Source organism: Streptomyces thermocarboxydovorans (assembly GCF_039524635.1).
In the GTDB taxonomy this organism is placed as follows: Bacteria; Actinomycetota; Actinomycetes; order Streptomycetales; family Streptomycetaceae; genus Streptomyces; species Streptomyces thermocarboxydovorans.
Genome location: NZ_BAAAGU010000061.1, coordinates 19,335 through 35,174, shown reverse-complemented (window position 1 = coordinate 35,174; position 15,840 = coordinate 19,335). Strand labels below are relative to the sequence as shown.

Annotated in this window: 13 protein-coding genes and 1 tRNA gene; 7 read left to right on the top strand and 7 right to left on the bottom strand. The window is 73.0% G+C overall.

Features of this window, described 5'->3' with window-relative positions; genetic code table 11:
- The coding region (locus ABD198_RS25120; RefSeq protein WP_344005974.1) for a CHAT domain-containing protein at positions 1 to 1,632 on the top strand (1,632 nt) is incomplete at its 5' end.
- Positions 1,633 to 1,822: 190 nt separating this feature from the next.
- Positions 1,823 to 3,541 (top strand): hypothetical protein, encoded by a 1,719-nt coding sequence (locus tag ABD198_RS25115; RefSeq protein ID WP_344005973.1) that lies wholly within the window; start codon positions 1,823 to 1,825, stop codon positions 3,539 to 3,541.
- A gap of 1,431 nt (positions 3,542 to 4,972) precedes the next feature.
- Here ABD198_RS25115 and ABD198_RS25110 read toward each other — a convergent pair.
- Positions 4,973 to 5,046: transfer RNA gene (locus tag ABD198_RS25110), tRNA-Pro, on the bottom strand.
- A 246-nt stretch (positions 5,047 to 5,292) separates the two neighbouring features.
- Here ABD198_RS25110 and ABD198_RS25105 point away from each other — a divergent pair.
- Positions 5,293 to 5,643, top strand: coding sequence for a cupin domain-containing protein (locus ABD198_RS25105; protein WP_344005972.1), 351 nt, complete (start codon positions 5,293 to 5,295; stop codon positions 5,641 to 5,643).
- A gap of 4 nt (positions 5,644 to 5,647) precedes the next feature.
- Here ABD198_RS25105 and ABD198_RS25100 read toward each other — a convergent pair whose 3' ends face one another.
- Positions 5,648 to 6,655, bottom strand: a complete 1,008-nt coding sequence (locus ABD198_RS25100) for a LacI family DNA-binding transcriptional regulator (protein ID WP_344005970.1) — start codon at positions 6,653 to 6,655, stop codon at positions 5,648 to 5,650.
- A gap of 150 nt (positions 6,656 to 6,805) precedes the next feature.
- Here ABD198_RS25100 and ABD198_RS25095 point away from each other — a divergent pair, with 150 nt between their 5' ends.
- On the top strand, positions 6,806 to 7,966 hold the full coding sequence (locus tag ABD198_RS25095; protein ID WP_344005968.1) for a Gfo/Idh/MocA family protein: 1,161 nt from the start codon (positions 6,806 to 6,808) through the stop codon (positions 7,964 to 7,966).
- A 3-nt stretch (positions 7,967 to 7,969) separates the two neighbouring features.
- Here the strand turns inward: ABD198_RS25095 and ABD198_RS25090 are convergent, their stop codons facing one another.
- Both ABD198_RS25090 and ABD198_RS25085 read right to left on the bottom strand, forming a co-directional pair.
- Positions 7,970 to 8,581 carry a TMEM175 family protein gene (locus tag ABD198_RS25090; RefSeq protein WP_344005966.1) on the bottom strand — a complete coding sequence of 204 codons (612 nt, stop codon included), beginning with the start codon at positions 8,579 to 8,581 and terminating at the stop codon, positions 7,970 to 7,972.
- Between the two features lie 50 nt (positions 8,582 to 8,631).
- Complete coding sequence (locus tag ABD198_RS25085) at positions 8,632 to 9,678, bottom strand: LacI family DNA-binding transcriptional regulator (protein ID WP_344005964.1); 1,047 nt, start codon at positions 9,676 to 9,678, stop codon at positions 8,632 to 8,634.
- A 107-nt stretch (positions 9,679 to 9,785) separates the two neighbouring features.
- Here ABD198_RS25085 and ABD198_RS25080 point away from each other — a divergent pair, with 107 nt between their 5' ends.
- The 3 genes from ABD198_RS25080 to ABD198_RS25070 all read left to right on the top strand — a co-directional run bounded on the left by ABD198_RS25080 (position 9,786) and on the right by ABD198_RS25070 (position 12,842).
- On the top strand, positions 9,786 to 10,913 hold the full coding sequence (locus ABD198_RS25080) for a phytanoyl-CoA dioxygenase family protein (protein ID WP_344005962.1): 1,128 nt from the start codon (positions 9,786 to 9,788) through the stop codon (positions 10,911 to 10,913).
- 8 nt (positions 10,914 to 10,921) lie between these two features.
- Positions 10,922 to 11,698 (top strand): SDR family oxidoreductase, encoded by a 777-nt coding sequence (locus tag ABD198_RS25075; protein ID WP_344005959.1) that lies wholly within the window; start codon positions 10,922 to 10,924, stop codon positions 11,696 to 11,698.
- Positions 11,699 to 11,837: 139 nt separating this feature from the next.
- A complete protein-coding gene (locus tag ABD198_RS25070) occupies positions 11,838 to 12,842 on the top strand; it encodes a Gfo/Idh/MocA family protein (RefSeq protein ID WP_344005957.1) in 1,005 nt (334 codons plus the stop codon).
- Between the two features lie 62 nt (positions 12,843 to 12,904).
- Here ABD198_RS25070 and ABD198_RS25065 read toward each other — a convergent pair whose 3' ends face one another.
- The 3 genes from ABD198_RS25065 to ABD198_RS25055 all read right to left on the bottom strand — a co-directional run bounded on the left by ABD198_RS25065 (position 12,905) and on the right by ABD198_RS25055 (position 15,836).
- The gene (locus ABD198_RS25065) at positions 12,905 to 13,924 is read right to left on the bottom strand and encodes a Gfo/Idh/MocA family protein (protein ID WP_344005955.1); all 1,020 of its coding nucleotides are present in this window, start codon (positions 13,922 to 13,924) and stop codon (positions 12,905 to 12,907) included.
- A 96-nt stretch (positions 13,925 to 14,020) separates the two neighbouring features.
- Positions 14,021 to 14,923, bottom strand: a complete 903-nt coding sequence (locus tag ABD198_RS25060) for a sugar phosphate isomerase/epimerase family protein (RefSeq protein ID WP_344005953.1) — start codon at positions 14,921 to 14,923, stop codon at positions 14,021 to 14,023.
- Position 14,924: 1 nt separating this feature from the next.
- Positions 14,925 to 15,836 carry an ATP-binding cassette domain-containing protein gene (locus ABD198_RS25055; RefSeq protein ID WP_344005951.1) on the bottom strand — a complete coding sequence of 304 codons (912 nt, stop codon included), beginning with the start codon at positions 15,834 to 15,836 and terminating at the stop codon, positions 14,925 to 14,927.
- Positions 15,837 to 15,840 lie beyond the last annotated feature (4 nt).

Here is a 15,840-nt window from a genome sequence, read left to right as displayed (position 1 = left end):
CATGCCGCCGGCCGCCGCTCCGGGCGGCTGGTCGCGGCCGCGGCGGCGGTGGCCGAACAGCTGACGGCGCTGGGCGCCCCGGCCGCGCCGGAAGCCTTCCTGCTCGCCGGGCGGATCGCCCTGGACCTGGGCCGGGCGGCCGAGGCGGAGCGGCACCTGGCCGTCGCCGCCCGCAGCCGGCGCGGCGGTCCCCCGCTGGCCCGGATGACCGGCTGGGCGGCGCAGGCGCTGCGCGCCCGGGCGGCCGGCTCCGCCCGGGGCGTGCTGGAGGCCTGCCGGCACGGTCTGGACGTGCTGGACGACCACCGGATGACGCTGGGCGCCTCGGAGTTGCGCGCCCGCGCCACCGCGCAGGGCGCGGAGCTGGCGGCGCTGGCGCAGCAGGCCTGCCTGGTGTCCGGCGGGCCGCGGCGGCTGCTGGTGTGGAGCGAACGCTGGCGGGCCACCGCCCTGTCCGCCCCGCCCACCCGGCCTCCGGCCGACCCGGCGCTGCTGAGCGGCATGACCGCCTACCGGGAGATCGCCGCCCGCGCCGAGGAGGCCCGCCAGGAGGGCCGGCCCGTCCCCGCGCTGGAGCGCGAACAGCGCCGCCTGGAGCGGGAGATCCGCTCCCGCACCCTGCACATGCGCGGCGAGGCGGCGGGCGACGGCGACCGGTTCGACGTCGGCACCCTGCTGCGGCATCTGGGCGACGACATCACGCTGGTGGAGCTCGCCGTGCCGGCCGGCCGGGTGCAGGTGCTGGTGTGCGGCCGGGGCCGGGTGCGCCGGTTCGAGGCGGGTCTGCTCGCGGCGGCGGAGACCGAGGCGGAGCACGTCCAGGCGGGGCTGAGACGGCTGGCGCATCCGGGGGCGGCGGCCCGGCTGCCGCTGGTGGAGGCCGCGGGGCGGCGCCTGGAGGAGCTGCTGCTGGGTCCTGCGGCGGAGCACCTGGGCAGCGGCCCGGTGGTGATCGTGCCGCCGGGGCGGCTGCACCGGGTGCCGTGGGCGCTGCTGCCGTCGCTGCGGGACCGGGTGCTCAGTGTGTCGCCGTCGGCGAGCAGCTGGCTGCGCGCGAAGCGGACGGCGCCGCCGCCCGGGGGCCGGCAGGTGCTGGTGCGCGGCCCCGGCCTGGCGACCGGCGGCGCGGAGGTGCCCGAACTGGCCGACCGCTACGGCGCCGCCACCGTCCTGGAGCACGACGGGGCGACGGTGCCGCGGGTGCTCGCGGAGCTGGACGGTGCGGCACTGGCCCACATCGCCGCGCACGGCGCGTTCCGCGCGGACGGACCGATGTTCTCCTCCCTGCGGATGGCGGACGGGCCGCTCATCGTGCACGACTTCGAGCGCCTGGAACGCAGCCCGTATCGCATCATCCTGTCCTGCTGCGACACGGCCCGCTTCGCCACGGTCGGCGCGGACGAACTCCTCGGCCTGGTCACCGCGTTGCTGCCGCTCGGCACCGCGGGCGTGGTGGCGTGCAGCGCCCCGGTCAACGACGCGGCGGTGGTCCCGCTGATGCTGGCCCTGCACAAGGGCCTCGGCGCGGGCCTGTCCCTGGCCGAGGCCCTCCGCGACGCGCGGGCCGCCCTGCCGGGCGACGCGGTGCACGCGGCGACGGGCTGGGCGTTCACGGCGTTCGGAGCGGCCTGACGCCCCGTTCCGGGCCCTCCCCGCCTCGCGTTGCGGAGCGGGGCGTGCGGGTGAACAGTGGAGATGTAACGGCTCGGGAGCGCCGAGCCTCATCTCGAGTCCCGCCGCAGCGCCGCACGCGGAGGCCATCGCCCGCAGGGGCCATCGCCCGCGAGGACGCGCAACACACCGCAACGCATCGGGAACCGCCATGGCCAGATATTCCCGCCGACCTGTCGCGTACCGGGTCTGCGCATCCGCCGTGGCCGCGGTGCTCGCGCTGCCGGCGGGCGTGGCGACGGCCCTGGCGGCGCCGCCGGCGGACGGGAGCGTCACCAGGGGCGCATCCGCGCAGACGGAACCCCCGCCGTCCGCGGACGAGCCGCCGCCGGGGAGCGGGAGCACCGAACCGCCGCCCACGACGCCCCCCGAACAGACCGATCCGCCGGACACGGACCCCGGCCCCACCAGCCCCTCCGACGGGTCTCCGGACGAGGGCGAGGTCGATCCGGGGGACGGCGGGGGGACCACCGGTTCCTCCGGCGACGAGGAGGAGAAGGACGGAGGAGGGGACGGGGACGGCGGGGACGACTCGGAGAAGGACGAGAACAAGCAGGACGGGGAGAAGAAGGACGGCGCTCAGACCGTGGCCGCCGCCGTGGCGGCGCAGAAGCAGGAAGTCGACCAGGTGAGCGCCGAGCTGGAGAAGCTCGTCGTCGAGGCGCCCGAGGAACTCACGCCCAGCATCGAGCAGTTGACGACCCTTCTGGAGAAGACGTCGAGCGCCCGCACCTCACCGCAGGAGAGGAAGGGGATCGTCGAGACCGCCCAGGAGCTCGCCGACGCCCTGGAGACGATCAATGCCGCCGGGATCCCCGGCGAGGTGCGCAAGGATCTGATCGCCGCCGTCGAGCGGCTGGTCTCCGCGCTGGACGTGGTCAGCGACCCCGGTGTGCCGCCCGAGCAGCGGGGCATGGCCGTGCTGATCGTGCGCAGGTCGGCAGCGGTCCTCGAGCTGATCGCCGACCGCGGCACGCCCGAGGCTGTGCGGGAGCATCTGTCCCGCACCGTGGGGCAGTTGACGGGCGCTCTGACGATGGACGACGAGTCGAAGGCGCTCCTGGCGGGTGCCCCGAAGTCGGGGCTCCAGCCCGCGAGCCGGATAGGAGTCGGGCTGAGCACCGTCGCCCAGTCCGAGACCACCGACGGGAGGCGCAAGGACCTCGCGGACGCCACGGACGACGCCAGCAAGTCCCTGGAGGAGTCCGACGACCCCACCAGGTCCGAGGAGGAGCGGGCCGAGGCGCGCAAGGAACTGGACCGGCAGCTGCGCCGGTTGGAGAAGCTACTGGGCGAGGAGGCCGTGGCCCGCGGTCTGCCGGACACATCGATCGACAAGGCCGCCGAGCTGTGCACCGACGCCGTGTTCGAGTCGGTCTCCGACCGGAAGCTCGCGGGAGAGCTCGGGCCGATCAGCCCCGCGCAATGGAGCGATGAAGGGGTGAAGGACTACTGGAGGTCCGAACAGTCCGAGGGCGCCTCCCTCGACGTGCACGCCCAGTTGCGCAACGACAAGTACGACGAGGCGCAGTTCGAGATCGCACAGCTGATCAGCCGGCTCGCCGAAAGGGTCGTATCGGCACGCGATCTCATCCCGACGGTCGGCACCCCGGGCCTGCAGTGCCTCCAGTCGGCCCGGCTTCTCGACGGGCAGGGGGTCGGGACGGGCACCTGGTTCGCCCTGGCCCAGGAGGTGGCGGCGCAGGGACGGCACCCGGCGTCACTCACCGGCTCCGTCCAGCAGCTCGACGACGGGTACCGACATGTCGACATGCGTGGTCGCCACGCCGTACCGGGTGTCCTCCCGCTTCTCCTCCGACCGGGCGACCGGACCCTTGAAATGGAACGAGGAGACGGAGTACCTGGGTGACTGGTCCGGCGACCAGACCGCCGTCACATACCTCGGGGTGCGGGTCACGTTGATGAGGTTGTTGTTGTGCCGCACCTGGCCGTGGAACACCAGCTTCTCCCCGCACTTCTCCACCGGACAGTAGTGGGGGCTGCTCCTGTCCCACGACCGGTGCACCTGGCGCAGCTCACGAGCGTCGATCTTGCCGCGGTCCTTCCTCATGTAGGTGACCTGGAGGACGACGTTGATCTCGTCGAACTCCGCGTCCTTCGGGATCTGGACGACGCGCTGCAGCACGAATTCCTGCCCCACGTCCAGCGAGTCGCCGGGACGGTAGAAGAGTCCGCTGCTGACCGGGGTGTACTGCAGCCGGTCCACATAGCGCTCGGCCTCGCCCGCCCCCTCCACGTCCAGGCTTCTCCGCCACTCCCTGACCCGGTCGCTCCCGCTGCCGTACTCGGCGGTCCGGCCGTAGACCGAGTAGTCGTCGATGAGGACGTAGGCCGGGATCCCCCCGTCGTTCTTCATGGAGAGCTTCAGCGGAACGTGCACATAGGGGTACCTGGGGTCGGGCCGCGCCTTGCCGAACTCGGCCTTCAGGGCGATGTGCATGGGCGCCGACACCGGCTGGTACATGGTCGAGTACGCCAGGCTCACGGCGGACAGCAGCGCTGTGACCACCACACCGACGGCGAAGGTCTTGGGGCGGGGCAGAGCCTGCCAGGCGCGCTCCCGGGCCAGGAGCCACAGCGCCCACCCGGACCAGCACCACAGCGGCGCGAAGACCAGCAGATGCGGGGTGAACTCCTTCTCCTCGAACCACATGAACAGCAGCAGGCTGGCGGTGGCCAGCGTGATGAGCGCCCCCAGCAGCACGAACGCCCCGGAGGTCCTGCTGCGTCGTCGCCCGAAGTGGTCGATCGCCGCCACGGTCGCCGCGCCCAGCACCACGGCGGACAGCACGAACACGGCTCCGGTGACCCGCTGGGCGAAGGTGAGCGCGCCGAGGGCGTCGGGCCATCCGATCAGCATGTGCAGGACCGTGGAGGCGAGCAGCCCGGCGGTCATGAGCACGGTGGTGGCGCGCCGGCGCCGCGGGCGGTCGGGCCAGGTGGTGCTGTCGCCGCCGCTCCAGAACACCTGGCCGGGGTCGTCCAGGTCCAGGGTCTCCGGGTAGCCCAGACGGGTGAGCAGGCGCCGCAGCTCGGCCAGGGACCAGACGCTGCCCGCGGTCTCGCTGCCCACGACGACCCGGCGCAGGCCCCGGCTGTCCGGGGGCTCGACCCTCACCCAGGGGCGGATGCTCATGATCCCAGGCTCGATCCGGCACCGGCCCGGTGCATGCGCGACTCCCCCGTCCGGCCCATCACCGGCCCCGCGGACAGCGCGAAGGGCCTGCCTCACCGAAGTGAGACAGGCCCCTTGTCCGAGCCCTGGCGGCTCGCTCGCCCGTCGGGACGACAGGATTTGAACCTGCGACCCCTTGACCCCCAGTCAAGTGCGCTACCAAGCTGCGCCACGTCCCGGCGCGCGGCCGGGATGCCCGGCGAACGCGCAGGTCAACACTACAACATCCACGGGAGTGGGAAGCCCGCCCGCCGGGGCGCGAGCGGCCCCGTGCGGCCGTGTGCACCGCCCCACCTCCGGCCGGCCGGGTGCGCGTCCGGTCGTCGCGCCGACACGGACCGGGCACGACGTTGTGTCAGCCTCCGGCGTCCGATTCCGCACATTCTGTCGCCCCTGTGTGCGCCGGTACCCGTTACCGTCGCCGCATGACCCAGTCCGGCTTCACCGTCCACATCCCCGACGCCGAGCTCTCCCCCGAGCCGCTCGACCCGGAGCAGATCGTCTCCGGCTCGCCGGAGGTGACCGGCAAGGTCGTCTGGGAGTCGCCGGACGGCAAGCGGATCCGGGGCATCTGGCAGATCACTCCCGGTGTCGTCACCGACACCGAGGCGGACGAGCTGTTCGTGGTGATCAGCGGCTCCGCGACCATCGAGGTGGAGAACGGTCCGACGCTGCACGTCGGCCCCGGCGACATGGCCGTGCTGCGCGAGGGCGACCGCACCACCTGGACGGTGCACGAGACCCTGCGCAAGGCGTACGACATCCACTTCGACTGAGGCACTACCCCCTACCGCCGGGACCTGCCGTGGTCCCGCGGATCTGCAGCGCCGGTCTGACCAGGTGGAGGCTGCCCGGCCCGCCGGGTGACTCCAGCCGGTCCAGGAGGCAGCGCGCGGCGCGGCGGCCCACCTCGTGGCTCGCGTTGTCCACGGTGGTCAGCCACAGGTGGCGCAGCCGGGAGAGGCTGGTGTTGTCGTAGCCGGCCACGGAGACGTCCCCGGGGACGTCGAGGCCCAGCTCGCCGGCCGCGGACAGGGCGCCGACGCAGGCGATGTCGTTCACGGCGAGGATCGCGGTGGGCCGGTCGGCGCGGCTCAGCAGCCGGACGGCGGCGCGGTAGCCGCCCTCCTCGGTCATGTCCCCCGGCGTCACCAGCGCCCCGTCGGCCAGACCGTGCCCGCGCATCGTCTCCTCGAAGCTGCGGCGGCGCAGCTCGCCCACCGCCCCGTACCCGGCGATGTGCGCGACGCGCCGGTGCCCGAGCCCGATCAGGTGCTCGGTGACCAGGCGGACGCCGTGCTCGTCGTCGCCGGCGACCACGTCCACCCCGGGCGGCACTTCCTCCCGTGCGCCCGCCAGCACCACCGGGATGCGTTCGGCGACCGGCTCCAGTGCCGCCGGGTCGGGCAGCGTGCCGACGACGACCAGACCGTCCACCCTCAGGTCCAGCAAGGGGTCGGCCGGGTCCTGGCCGGTGCGGCGGTTGAGGCGGGCGTCGGAGAGCAGCATGCGCAGGCCGCTCGCGTGGAGCAGGGAGTTGAGGCCGTCGAGCAGATCGACGAACCAGGGGTTGCGCAGATCGTTGAGGAGGACCCCGACGGTGCGGGTGCGCCGCTCGCTGAGGCTGCGGGCGGCGGCGTTGGGCCGGTAGCCGAGCTCGCGGGCGGCGCGCAGCACGGCCTCGCGCCGCTCCGGGCGCACCTGGTCGGAGCCGCGCAGCACCAGCGAGACCAGCGACTTGGACACCCCGGCCCGTTCGGCCACGTCGCGGATCGTCGGCGGTCTCATGGATGGACCGTTCCATGAGGCGGCCCGCCCTGTCAAAGCCCTGCAAAGCCTTGACACAGCAGCCGAGAGCCCTCCAGTGTGGCGTGGACAGCTTCTGGAACGGTCCAAACAGCGGCCCGAGGAAGCCCGGCAAGCAAGGAAGGGCGCTCAATGGTGGATACGCTCGGTGTCGCCGTCGTGGGATTCGGCTGGATGGGGCGGGTGCACACCCAGGCGTACGCGCGGGTGCGGCACCACTATCCGCGGCTGGCCGTGCGTCCCGAACTGGTGACCGTGGCGGAGGAGGTGCCCGGCCGGGCGGAGGAGGCCGCGGCTCAGTTCGGGTTCGCCTCGACGACCCGGGACTGGCGCGAGGTGGCCGCGGATCCGCAGGTGCGGGCGGTCAGCATCACCGCGCCGAACTTCCTGCACCGGGAGATCGGCGTGGCCATGGCCGAGGCCGGCAAGCACATCTGGATCGAGAAGCCGGTGGGCCTGACCTCCGAGGACGCCCGCGCGGTGGCCGGCGCGGTGGCGAAGGCGGGCGTGCAGGGCGCGGTCGGCTTCAACTACCGCAACGCGCCGGCGGTGGAGGCGGCCCGGGACCTGATCGCCTCCGGTGAGATGGGCACCGTCACCCATGTCCGCTTCCGGCTGTTCAGCGACTACGCCGCGCATCCCGAGGGCGCGCTGACCTGGCGGTACGAGCGGGGGCGGGGCGGCAGCGGGGTGCTGGGCGATCTGGCCTCGCACGGCGCGGACCTGGCCCGGTTCCTGCTGGGGGACATCGAGTCGCTGGCCGCGGACACGGCGGTGTTCGTGCCCGAGCGGGCCCGGCCGGCGGGTGCCACGGCCGGTCACTCCCGCGCCGCGGGCGGCGAGCTGGGCCCGGTGGAGAACGAGGACTATGTGAACTGCCTGCTGCGGTTCGCCTCGGGCGCCCGGGGCGTGCTGGAGGCGTGCCGGGTGTCGGTGGGCGAGCAGAACAACTACGGCTTCGAGGTGCACGGCACCAAGGGGGCGGTGTTCTGGGACTTCCGCCGGATGAACGAGCTCGGCGTGAGCCGCGGGACCTCCTACCAGGACCAGCCGGTGAGCACGGTGTTCGTCGGGCCGGGCGACGGCGAGTTCGGCGCGTTCCAGCCGGGGGCGGCCAACGCCATGGGCTACGACGACCTGAAGGTCATCGAGGCCTGCCGCTTCCTGCGCTCCGTGGCCGAGGGCACCCCGCACGGCGCCACGCTCGCCGACGCGGTGCACAGCGCGACCGTGCTGGACGCGATGGTCCGCTCGGCCGAGGAGGGCGGCTGGGTCGCCGTCGCGGGGGCGTGACGGTCAGCGGGCCTCCTCGGCCCGCTTGCCCAGCCAGACCTTGACGGGGATCAGGACCAGCCACCACCACATGGCCGCGGAGCCGATGACCAGCGCCAGCGGGACGGTCACGGCGAACACGGCCACCGTGAACCCCATGTCCAGCGCGGAGACGGTCACGTCGCCCCGGGGCTCCTCCTCGTTGCGCAGCCACGGGCGCCTGCTGATGAGGAGCAGGAGCGCGAGGTGGACGGCGCCGAGGGCGGCGACCACCGCCGAGTAGATGACGACCGAGATGCTCTGGCGGGCGTACTCCGAGACCAGGACGGTCGGGAAGGGCACCAGCGCCGCGAGGCCCAGTCCGAGCAGGGTCAGCGTGATCACTTGGGAGTCGACCTGCCGCACGGAGTTGAACAGCATGCGGTGGTCGCGCCAGAAGCCGGCCAGCACCACCAGGCTGATCGCGTAGGCGCCCAGGTTGGGCAGCAGCTCGCGCAGGGCCTCGTGGTACTGCTCGTCGCTCAGGCCCGGCTCCATGCTGAGGTCCAGGACGAGCAGGGTGATGGCGATGGCGAAGACGCCGTCGGCGAGCGCCACCAGCCGCTCGGGACCGCCGTCAGCGGCACGTTTCCTCATGCGCACGACGTTAGGCAGCGTTCGCCCGTCGGCGCTGGCGTGACACAGCGTCAGACGGCCGGTGTCCGGGGCGGGGCGGCGGGCGGCATGTTGTAGGGCGTCACCACCTGGATCGGGGAGGGCAGGACGGGCCCGGCGGGCGGCAGGGCGCCGTGGGCGCGCATCACCAGGTGGCAGGCCTCGCGCAGGTCGTGCCTGAGGTCGTGGTGGAGGACGGCGGACAGGCGGTGCTCGCGCAGCAGCCGGGTGTTGTCGTGGTCGAGGTCGTGCGCGATGTAGACGTCGCAGTCACGCCCGGCGTCCTCGAAGGCGCGCAGGGTGGCGACGTTGCCGCCGCCGATGGAGTACACCGCGCGGATGTCCGGGTCCCGGTCCAGGGCGACCCGCACGAGGTCGTACTGCTCGGCGTCCAGGCCCTGCCCCTCGGCGATCTCGACCAGGGTGTGCTCGGGGTGCCGGGCGCGCATCACGCTGCGGAAGCCCATCTCGCGCTCCTCCTCGTTGCGGAAGAAGCCGCTGCTGAGGCTGGTGAGCACATGGGCGGGGCGGCCGCCGAGCCACTGGCCCATGAGGTAGGCGGCGGTGGCGCCGGCGGCCCGGTTGTCGCTGCCGACGTGGCCGATCCGGGCGCTGGCGGGCAGGTCGGTCACCAGGGTGACCACCGGGATGTCCGCCGCGGCCAGGCGTGCCACGGCCTCGGTCATCTCGGGGACGTCCGGTGCCTTGAGGATGACGCCCTGGGAGCCGCGCCGGGCGATCCGGTCGCAGACGGCGGTCAGCTCCGGCACCGGGCCCGTCTCCCGGAAATGGAAGCGGGAGCGGACCACGGCCGGGTGCAGGGAGGGGAGTTCGGCCTCCAGCGCGGCCCGCACGGCGGTGGAGAAGCGTTCCGGGGCCTGCATCACGATGTCCACCATGAAGGTGCGGCCGACCAGGCGGACCTGGGTGCGCTGCCGGTCCAGGTCGGCGATCGCCCGGTGCACCTCCCGCGCGGTGCTCTCCCGCACCCCGCCCCGGTGGTTGAGCACCCGGTCGACGGTGGCCTCGCTCAGCCCTGCCTGACGTGCGATCTCCCGGATCGGGAAGGGGTGTCCCATGCGCCGGCTCCCTGAGGGGTTTTTGATGGCTCGCTGCTGGTTGTTCGAGGGGTTTGTACTGACAAGAATGACAGAACCGAGCCGCTCCGTGACTAGAGGGGACGACGATGTCCTTCACACCTGACCTGGACGCCTTCCGCGCACTGGTGGAGCAGCCGACCGACATCACCGCCCACCCCCACGCCACCGAGGTGCGCGACGGGGTGCTCCTCTACGACGCCGATCGTCTGCTCGGCGCCGGCCGGGCGGAGATCGCGGCCGAGCTGGCGGCGGCCCTGGCCGACGGCCCCGGCATCGTGGTCGTCCGCGGGGCCTTCCCCGACACCGCCGTGGTGGACCGGGCCACCGCCGTGTTCGACGCCCTGATCGCCGCCCAGCGCGCCGCGGGCACCGTGGCCGGGGACCACTTCGCCGCGCCGGGCGCCAACGACCGGGTGTGGAACGCCCTGGAGAAGGCGGCGCTGCACGACGCGGAGACGTTCGCCGACTACTACGCCAACGAGGTGATCGCCCTGGTCTCCTCGGCCTGGCTGGGGCCCGGCTACCAGATCACCTCGCAGATCAACGTGGTCAACCCGGGCGGCGCCGCCCAGACCGTGCACCGTGACTACCATCTCGGTTTCCTGTCCGACGAGGCGGCCGCCGCCTACCCGCCGCATGTGCACCGCCTCTCCCCCGTGCTCACCCTCCAGGGCGCCGTCGCGCACTGCGACATGCCCGTGGAGTCCGGCCCGACCATGTACCTGCCGCACTCGCAGAAGTACGAGCCCGGCTACCTGGCCTGGCGGCGCCCCGAGTTCCAGGAGTACTTCGCGGCGCACCATGTGCAGCTCCCGCTCGCCAAGGGCGACGCGGTGTTCTTCAACCCCGCGCTGTTCCACGCGGCCGGCGCCAACCGCTCGGCGGACATCCGGCGCATGGCCAATCTGCTGCAGGTGTCCTCCGCGTTCGGGCGGGCGATGGAGACGGTGGACCGCACGGCCGTGGTCGACGCCGTGTACCCGGTGCTGCTCAAGCGCAAGGCGGAAGGGGCCGGCGAGGAGTGGCTCGAGCGGGTGATCGCCGCGAGCGCCGAGGGCTACCCCTTCCCCACCGACCTCGACCGGGACCCGCCGGTCGACGGGCTGGCCCCGCCCTCGCAGGCGGACCTGGTACGGCGCGCGCTGCGCGAGGAATGGAGTCCGCAGACGCTCCGGGATGAGCTGCGGGCCGCCGACTCACGGCGAGAGAGCTGAGGTACGCGATGGGACTTCTCGACGACAAGGTCGTCCTGGTCAACGGCGGCAGCCAGGGCGTGGGCGCCGCGATCGCCCGGGCCGCCGTCCGCGAGGGCGCGGTGGTGGCGTTCACCGGGCGGCGCCCCGAGCCCGGCGAGGCGCTGGTGGACGAGCTGACCGCCGCGGGCGGCAAGGCGATGTTCGTGCGCGCCGACCTGGCCGACGCCGAACAGGCCAAGTCATCGGTGGCGGAGGTGGTACAGGCCCACGGCAGGGTCGACTGCCTGGTGAACTCGGCCGGGCTCACCTCGCGCGGCACGCTGCTCGACACCACGCCGGAGCTGTTCGACCAGCACATCGCGATCAATCTGCGGGCGCCGTTCTTCGCCATGCAGGCCGCCGTCGCCGACATGGTGCGCCGCGAGGCGCCCGGCACCATCGTCAACATCATCACCTCGTCCGCGCACGGCGGGCAGCCGTTCCTCGCCCCGTACGTCGCCGCCAAGGCGGGGCTGATGGGCCTGACCCGCAACGCGGCGCACGCCCACCGGTGGGACCGCATCCGGATCAACGGCCTGAACATCGGCTGGACCGCCACCGAGGGCGAGGACGCGACGCAGCGGGCCTTCCACGGGGCCGGGGACGACTGGCGCGAGCGCGCCGCCGCCCGGCTGCCGATGGGCAAGCTGGGCCAGCCGGACGAGATCGCGGACTTCGTGGTGTTCCTGCTCTCGGACCGTTCCGGGGTGGTCACCGGATCCGTGATCGACTGGGACCAGAACGTGCTCGGCGGCCTCGACTGACGAGGTGCGGCGCCCCGCTCGGCGCGTCCGACGCGGCCCCGCGGCGGATCGCGACCGGGCGGCGGGGCGGCACCTCCCCCGCAGCTCCGTGTCCCCGTGAGGGGACGCGGTTCGTACCCCTCTCAAGGAGCAACACCTCATGCGTATCGGAATTCTCGGTCTCGGGCGGATCGGCGCCTTCCACGCCGAGACCCTGCACGGGCTCGGTGCCGTCGAGTCGCTGGTCGTTTCCGACCCGTTCGCGGACGCCGCCAAGGCCGCCGCCGAACGGTTCGGTGCCGAGGTCGCCGACTCCCCCGAGGCCGTGCTCGCGGCCGGGGTGGACGGCGTGGTGGTCGCCGCCGCCACGGACGCCCATCCGGGCCTGATCCGCGCCTGTGTCGAGGCGGGTGTGCCGGTGTTCTGCGAGAAGCCGGTGGCCCGCACCATGGCCGAGGGCGTCGAGGTCCTCCGCGCCGTCGAGGGGCGGGACGTGCCGGTGCAGATCGGCTTCAACCGCCGTTTCGACGCCGGGTTCGTCGCCGCGCGCAAGGCCGTGCGGGGCGGGGAGCTGGGGACGCTGCACACGGTGCGCTCCACCACCCTGGACCCGGCGCCGCCGCCCGCCGCGTACATCGCCGCCTCCGGGGGCATCTTCCGTGACTGCGCGGTGCACGACTTCGACATCATCCGCTGGGTGACGGGCCGTGAGGTGACCGAGGTGTACGCGGCCGGCGGCAACCGGGGCGCCGACTACATCGCGGCCGCGGGCGACGCCGACACCACCGGTGCGGTACTCACCCTGGACGACGGCACGATCGCGGTGGTGTCCAACTCGCGGCACAACGGCCGGGGGTACGACGTGCGCATGGAGATCCACGGGTTCGAGGACTCCATCGCGGTCGGTCTGGAGGACAAGCTGCCGCTGCGGTCGGTGGAGCCGGGGGTGACCTTCCCCGCGGGCACCCCGCACGACTTCTTCATGGACCGCTTCACCGAGGCCTACCGCGCCGAACTCGCCGCCTTCACCGAGGTCGTGGCGGGCCGCCGGCCCTCGCCGTGCACGGTGGCGGACGCGCTGGAGGCGGGCTGGATCGCCGAGGCGTGCACGCTGTCGCTGGCCGAGCACCGGCCGGTGCGCATCGAGGAGGTCCGGCAGGACTGACGGCGGACGACAGGGCTCGGGCCCGCTCCCGGCCGAGGGGGCGGGCCCGAGTCGTGTGCTGCTCAGCGGTAGAGCGGGGGCCGGTCGACGAGGGCGACATCCACCCTGCCGCCCTGCTCCAGCGCCCGCACGCCCGCCTCGCAGACCGCCGCCGCCGCGTAGCCGTCCCAGGTGCTGGGGCCGGTGACCTCGCCGCGGCGGGTGCTGTCCACCCAGGCCTGGACCTCGTCGTCGTAGGCCTGGGCGAAGCGTTCGGTGAAGTCCTGGGCGATGGTGCCGCCCCAGCGGCCGGCCATGCTGGTGATCAGGGCGTGGCCGTCGCCGATGCGGGCGGTGCCGCGCTCGCAGACCGCCTCGGCCTGGACCTGGTAGCCGAAGCCGCAGTTGACGAAGATCTCCACGTCGGACAGGGCGCCGCCGGAGGTTTCCAGGACGACGAACTGGGGGTCGCTCAGGCCCCCGGGGGCGCCGCTGGACGGGGTGGGGCGCAGCACGGTGACCGCGGTGATCTCCTGTTCCAGCAGCCAGCGGGTGGCGTCGACCTCGTGGGCGACGGAGTCGGTGATCAGCATGGAGCTGGTGAAGAAGGGCGGGCTGGCCACATTGCGGTGCCGGTTGTGCAGCATCAGCGGCCGGCCCAGCCGGCCGGAGGCCAGCAGCGCCTTCAGCCTCACGTACTCGGCGTCGTAGCGGCGCATGAAGCCGACCTGGACCCGGCGGTGGCCGAGGGCCTGTTCGGCTTCCAGCACGCGCAGCGCGCCGGCCGTGTCGGGGGTGAGCGGCTTCTCGCACAGCACCGGCAGGTCGCGCTCGAACGCGGCGAGCAGCGCGGCCTCGTGGGCCGGTCCCGGGGAGGCGATGAGCACGGCGTCGACGCCGGCCGCCGCCATCGCGGCGGCCGGGTCGGTGTGGGCGGTGCAGCCGTCGACGGTCGCGGCCACGGTCTTGGCGCGTTCGGCGTCGGTGTCGGCCACGGCGACCACCCGGGCGCCGCTGATGACGCGGTCGATGCGGCGTACGTGGTCGGCGCCCATGCGTCCGGTGCCGATGACGGCGACACCGAGCGGCTCGCGACGGTTCATGGCGTGGCCTTTCTGGTCGTCGATCTGTGGTGGGTCCGGGCGGTCGCCGGCCTCGTCGTCGGGTGCCGCGGGCCGGCGGTCGGTCGGGGCCGGTCGTCAGGCGCCGCAGGAGCGGAGGAACCGGCGGGTGCGCACCGCGATCGGCAGCGGCTTGTCCGGGTCGCAGGGGTACATGTCCTGCTCGACGATGGCGAACAGGTCCACGCCCAGGTTCTGGGCGGCGGTGAGGACGGGGCCCAGCTCGGGCACGCCGCCGGGCGGTTCGCACATGACGCCGCGCTGGACGGCGGGGCCGAAGGGGATCTCGTTCTTCACCACGTCGGCCAGGATCTCGGGGTCGACCTGCTTGAGGTGCAGATAGCCGATGCGTTCGCCGTAGGTCTCGATCAGCTTGACGCTGTCGCCGCCGCAGTAGGCGTAGTGGCCGGTGTCCAGGCAGAGGTTGACCAGGTCCGCGTCGGTGGAGTCGAGGAAGCGCTGGACGTGCTCCTCGGTGTCGATGTGGGTGTCGGCGTGCGGGTGGACGACGATGTCCAGGCCGTACTTCTCCCGCACCTCGTGGCCGAGGCGTTCCATGCCGCGGGTGAGGTGGCCCCACTGCTCGGTGGTGAGCTCCGGGGGTTCGAGGATCTCGGCGGTCTTGTCGTCCCGCCAGAAGGAGGGGATGACCACGAGGTGCCTGGCGCCCATGGCCTGGGTGAGGGAGGCGACCCGGCTGACCTGCTCCCAGGTGGAGTCCCACTCGGAGGGGCCGCGGTGCAGTCCGCAGAAGATGGTGCCCGCGGACACCTTCAGGTTCCGCCGGCTGACCTCGTCCTTGAGGCGGGCCGGGTCGGTGGGCAGGTAGCCGTAGGGGCCGAGTTCGATCCACTCGTAGCCGGCCTCGGCGACCTCGTCGAGGAAGCGCTGCCAGGGCACCTGCAGCGGGTCGTCGGGGAACCAGACGCCCCAGGAGTCGGGTGCGGAGCCGACCCGGATGCGGTCGAGCGCGACTGCCATGTCAGGACTTTCCTTCCGGGGTTGCGGCCGCGGAGGCCTTGAGGTCCGCCTCCTCGGGGAGCTCCTCGACGTCGACGCCGCGGACCTGTGCGAGTTCGTGCTTGAGCGCGGCCAGTTCGGCGCCGCCCGCCATGTGGTTGGTCAGCTCCTCGAGGCTGACCTCGCTGCGGTCGGCGGACAGTTCCATGGTGCCCAGGCGCAGCACGCTGAAGTGGTCACCGACCATGTAGGCGTGGTGCGGGTTGTGGGTGATGAAGATGACGCCGAGGCCGCGGTCGCGGGCGGCGGCGATGTACTTCAGCACGACACCGGACTGCTTGACGCCGAGCGCCGCGGTGGGCTCGTCGAGGATGAGGACGCGGGCGCCGAAGTAGACGGCGCGGGCGATGGCGACGCACTGGCGCTGGCCGCCGGAGAGCGTGCCGATGGGCTGCTCGAGGTCGTCGAGGACGATGCCCATGTTGCGCAGTTCCTCGTCGGCGGTCTTCTTCATCCGCTCGATGTCGAGGCGGCGCAGGGGCCAGGGGCCCTTGGTCATCTCCGAGCCGAGGAAGAAGTTGCGCCACACCGGCATCAGGGGGACGACGGCGAGGTCCTGGTAGACGGTGGCGATGCCCTTGTCGAGGGCCTCGCGCGGGGTGGAGAAGCGCACCGGTTCGCCGTCGACGAGGAACTCGCCCTCGGTGTGCTGGTGCAGCCCCGAGATGATCTTGATGAGGGTGGATTTGCCGGCGCCGTTGTCGCCGAGCACGCAGGTCACCCGGCCGGGGTGGACCTCCAGGTCGACTCCGTGCAGGGCACGGATGTTGCCGTAGGACTTGCCCGCGCCGCGCAGTTCGACCAGGGGGCGGTCGCCGTTCGCCGCGGTGTCCTTCACGGTGGTCCCGTGGGTGCCGGTGGTCTTGTCGGTCATTGCG

Excerpts from the sequence above, each read along its gene's own strand:
- ABD198_RS25100 (WP_344005970.1), bottom strand. The coding sequence starts at position 6,655 with ATGAGACCGCCGACGATCCGCGACGTGGCCGAACGGGCCGGGGTGTCC.
- ABD198_RS25105 (WP_344005972.1), top strand. The coding sequence starts at position 5,293 with ATGACCCAGTCCGGCTTCACCGTCCACATCCCCGACGCCGAGCTCTCC.
- ABD198_RS25115 (WP_344005973.1), top strand. The coding sequence starts at position 1,823 with ATGGCCAGATATTCCCGCCGACCTGTCGCGTACCGGGTCTGCGCATCC.
- ABD198_RS25095 (WP_344005968.1), top strand. The coding sequence starts at position 6,806 with ATGGTGGATACGCTCGGTGTCGCCGTCGTGGGATTCGGCTGGATGGGG.
- ABD198_RS25085 (WP_344005964.1), bottom strand. The coding sequence starts at position 9,678 with ATGGGACACCCCTTCCCGATCCGGGAGATCGCACGTCAGGCAGGGCTG.
- ABD198_RS25090 (WP_344005966.1), bottom strand. The coding sequence starts at position 8,581 with ATGAGGAAACGTGCCGCTGACGGCGGTCCCGAGCGGCTGGTGGCGCTC.
- ABD198_RS25075 (WP_344005959.1), top strand. The coding sequence starts at position 10,922 with ATGGGACTTCTCGACGACAAGGTCGTCCTGGTCAACGGCGGCAGCCAG.
- ABD198_RS25070 (WP_344005957.1), top strand. The coding sequence starts at position 11,838 with ATGCGTATCGGAATTCTCGGTCTCGGGCGGATCGGCGCCTTCCACGCC.
- ABD198_RS25065 (WP_344005955.1), bottom strand. The coding sequence starts at position 13,924 with ATGAACCGTCGCGAGCCGCTCGGTGTCGCCGTCATCGGCACCGGACGC.
- ABD198_RS25080 (WP_344005962.1), top strand. The coding sequence starts at position 9,786 with ATGTCCTTCACACCTGACCTGGACGCCTTCCGCGCACTGGTGGAGCAG.
- ABD198_RS25055 (WP_344005951.1), bottom strand. The coding sequence starts at position 15,836 with ATGACCGACAAGACCACCGGCACCCACGGGACCACCGTGAAGGACACC.
- ABD198_RS25060 (WP_344005953.1), bottom strand. The coding sequence starts at position 14,923 with ATGGCAGTCGCGCTCGACCGCATCCGGGTCGGCTCCGCACCCGACTCC.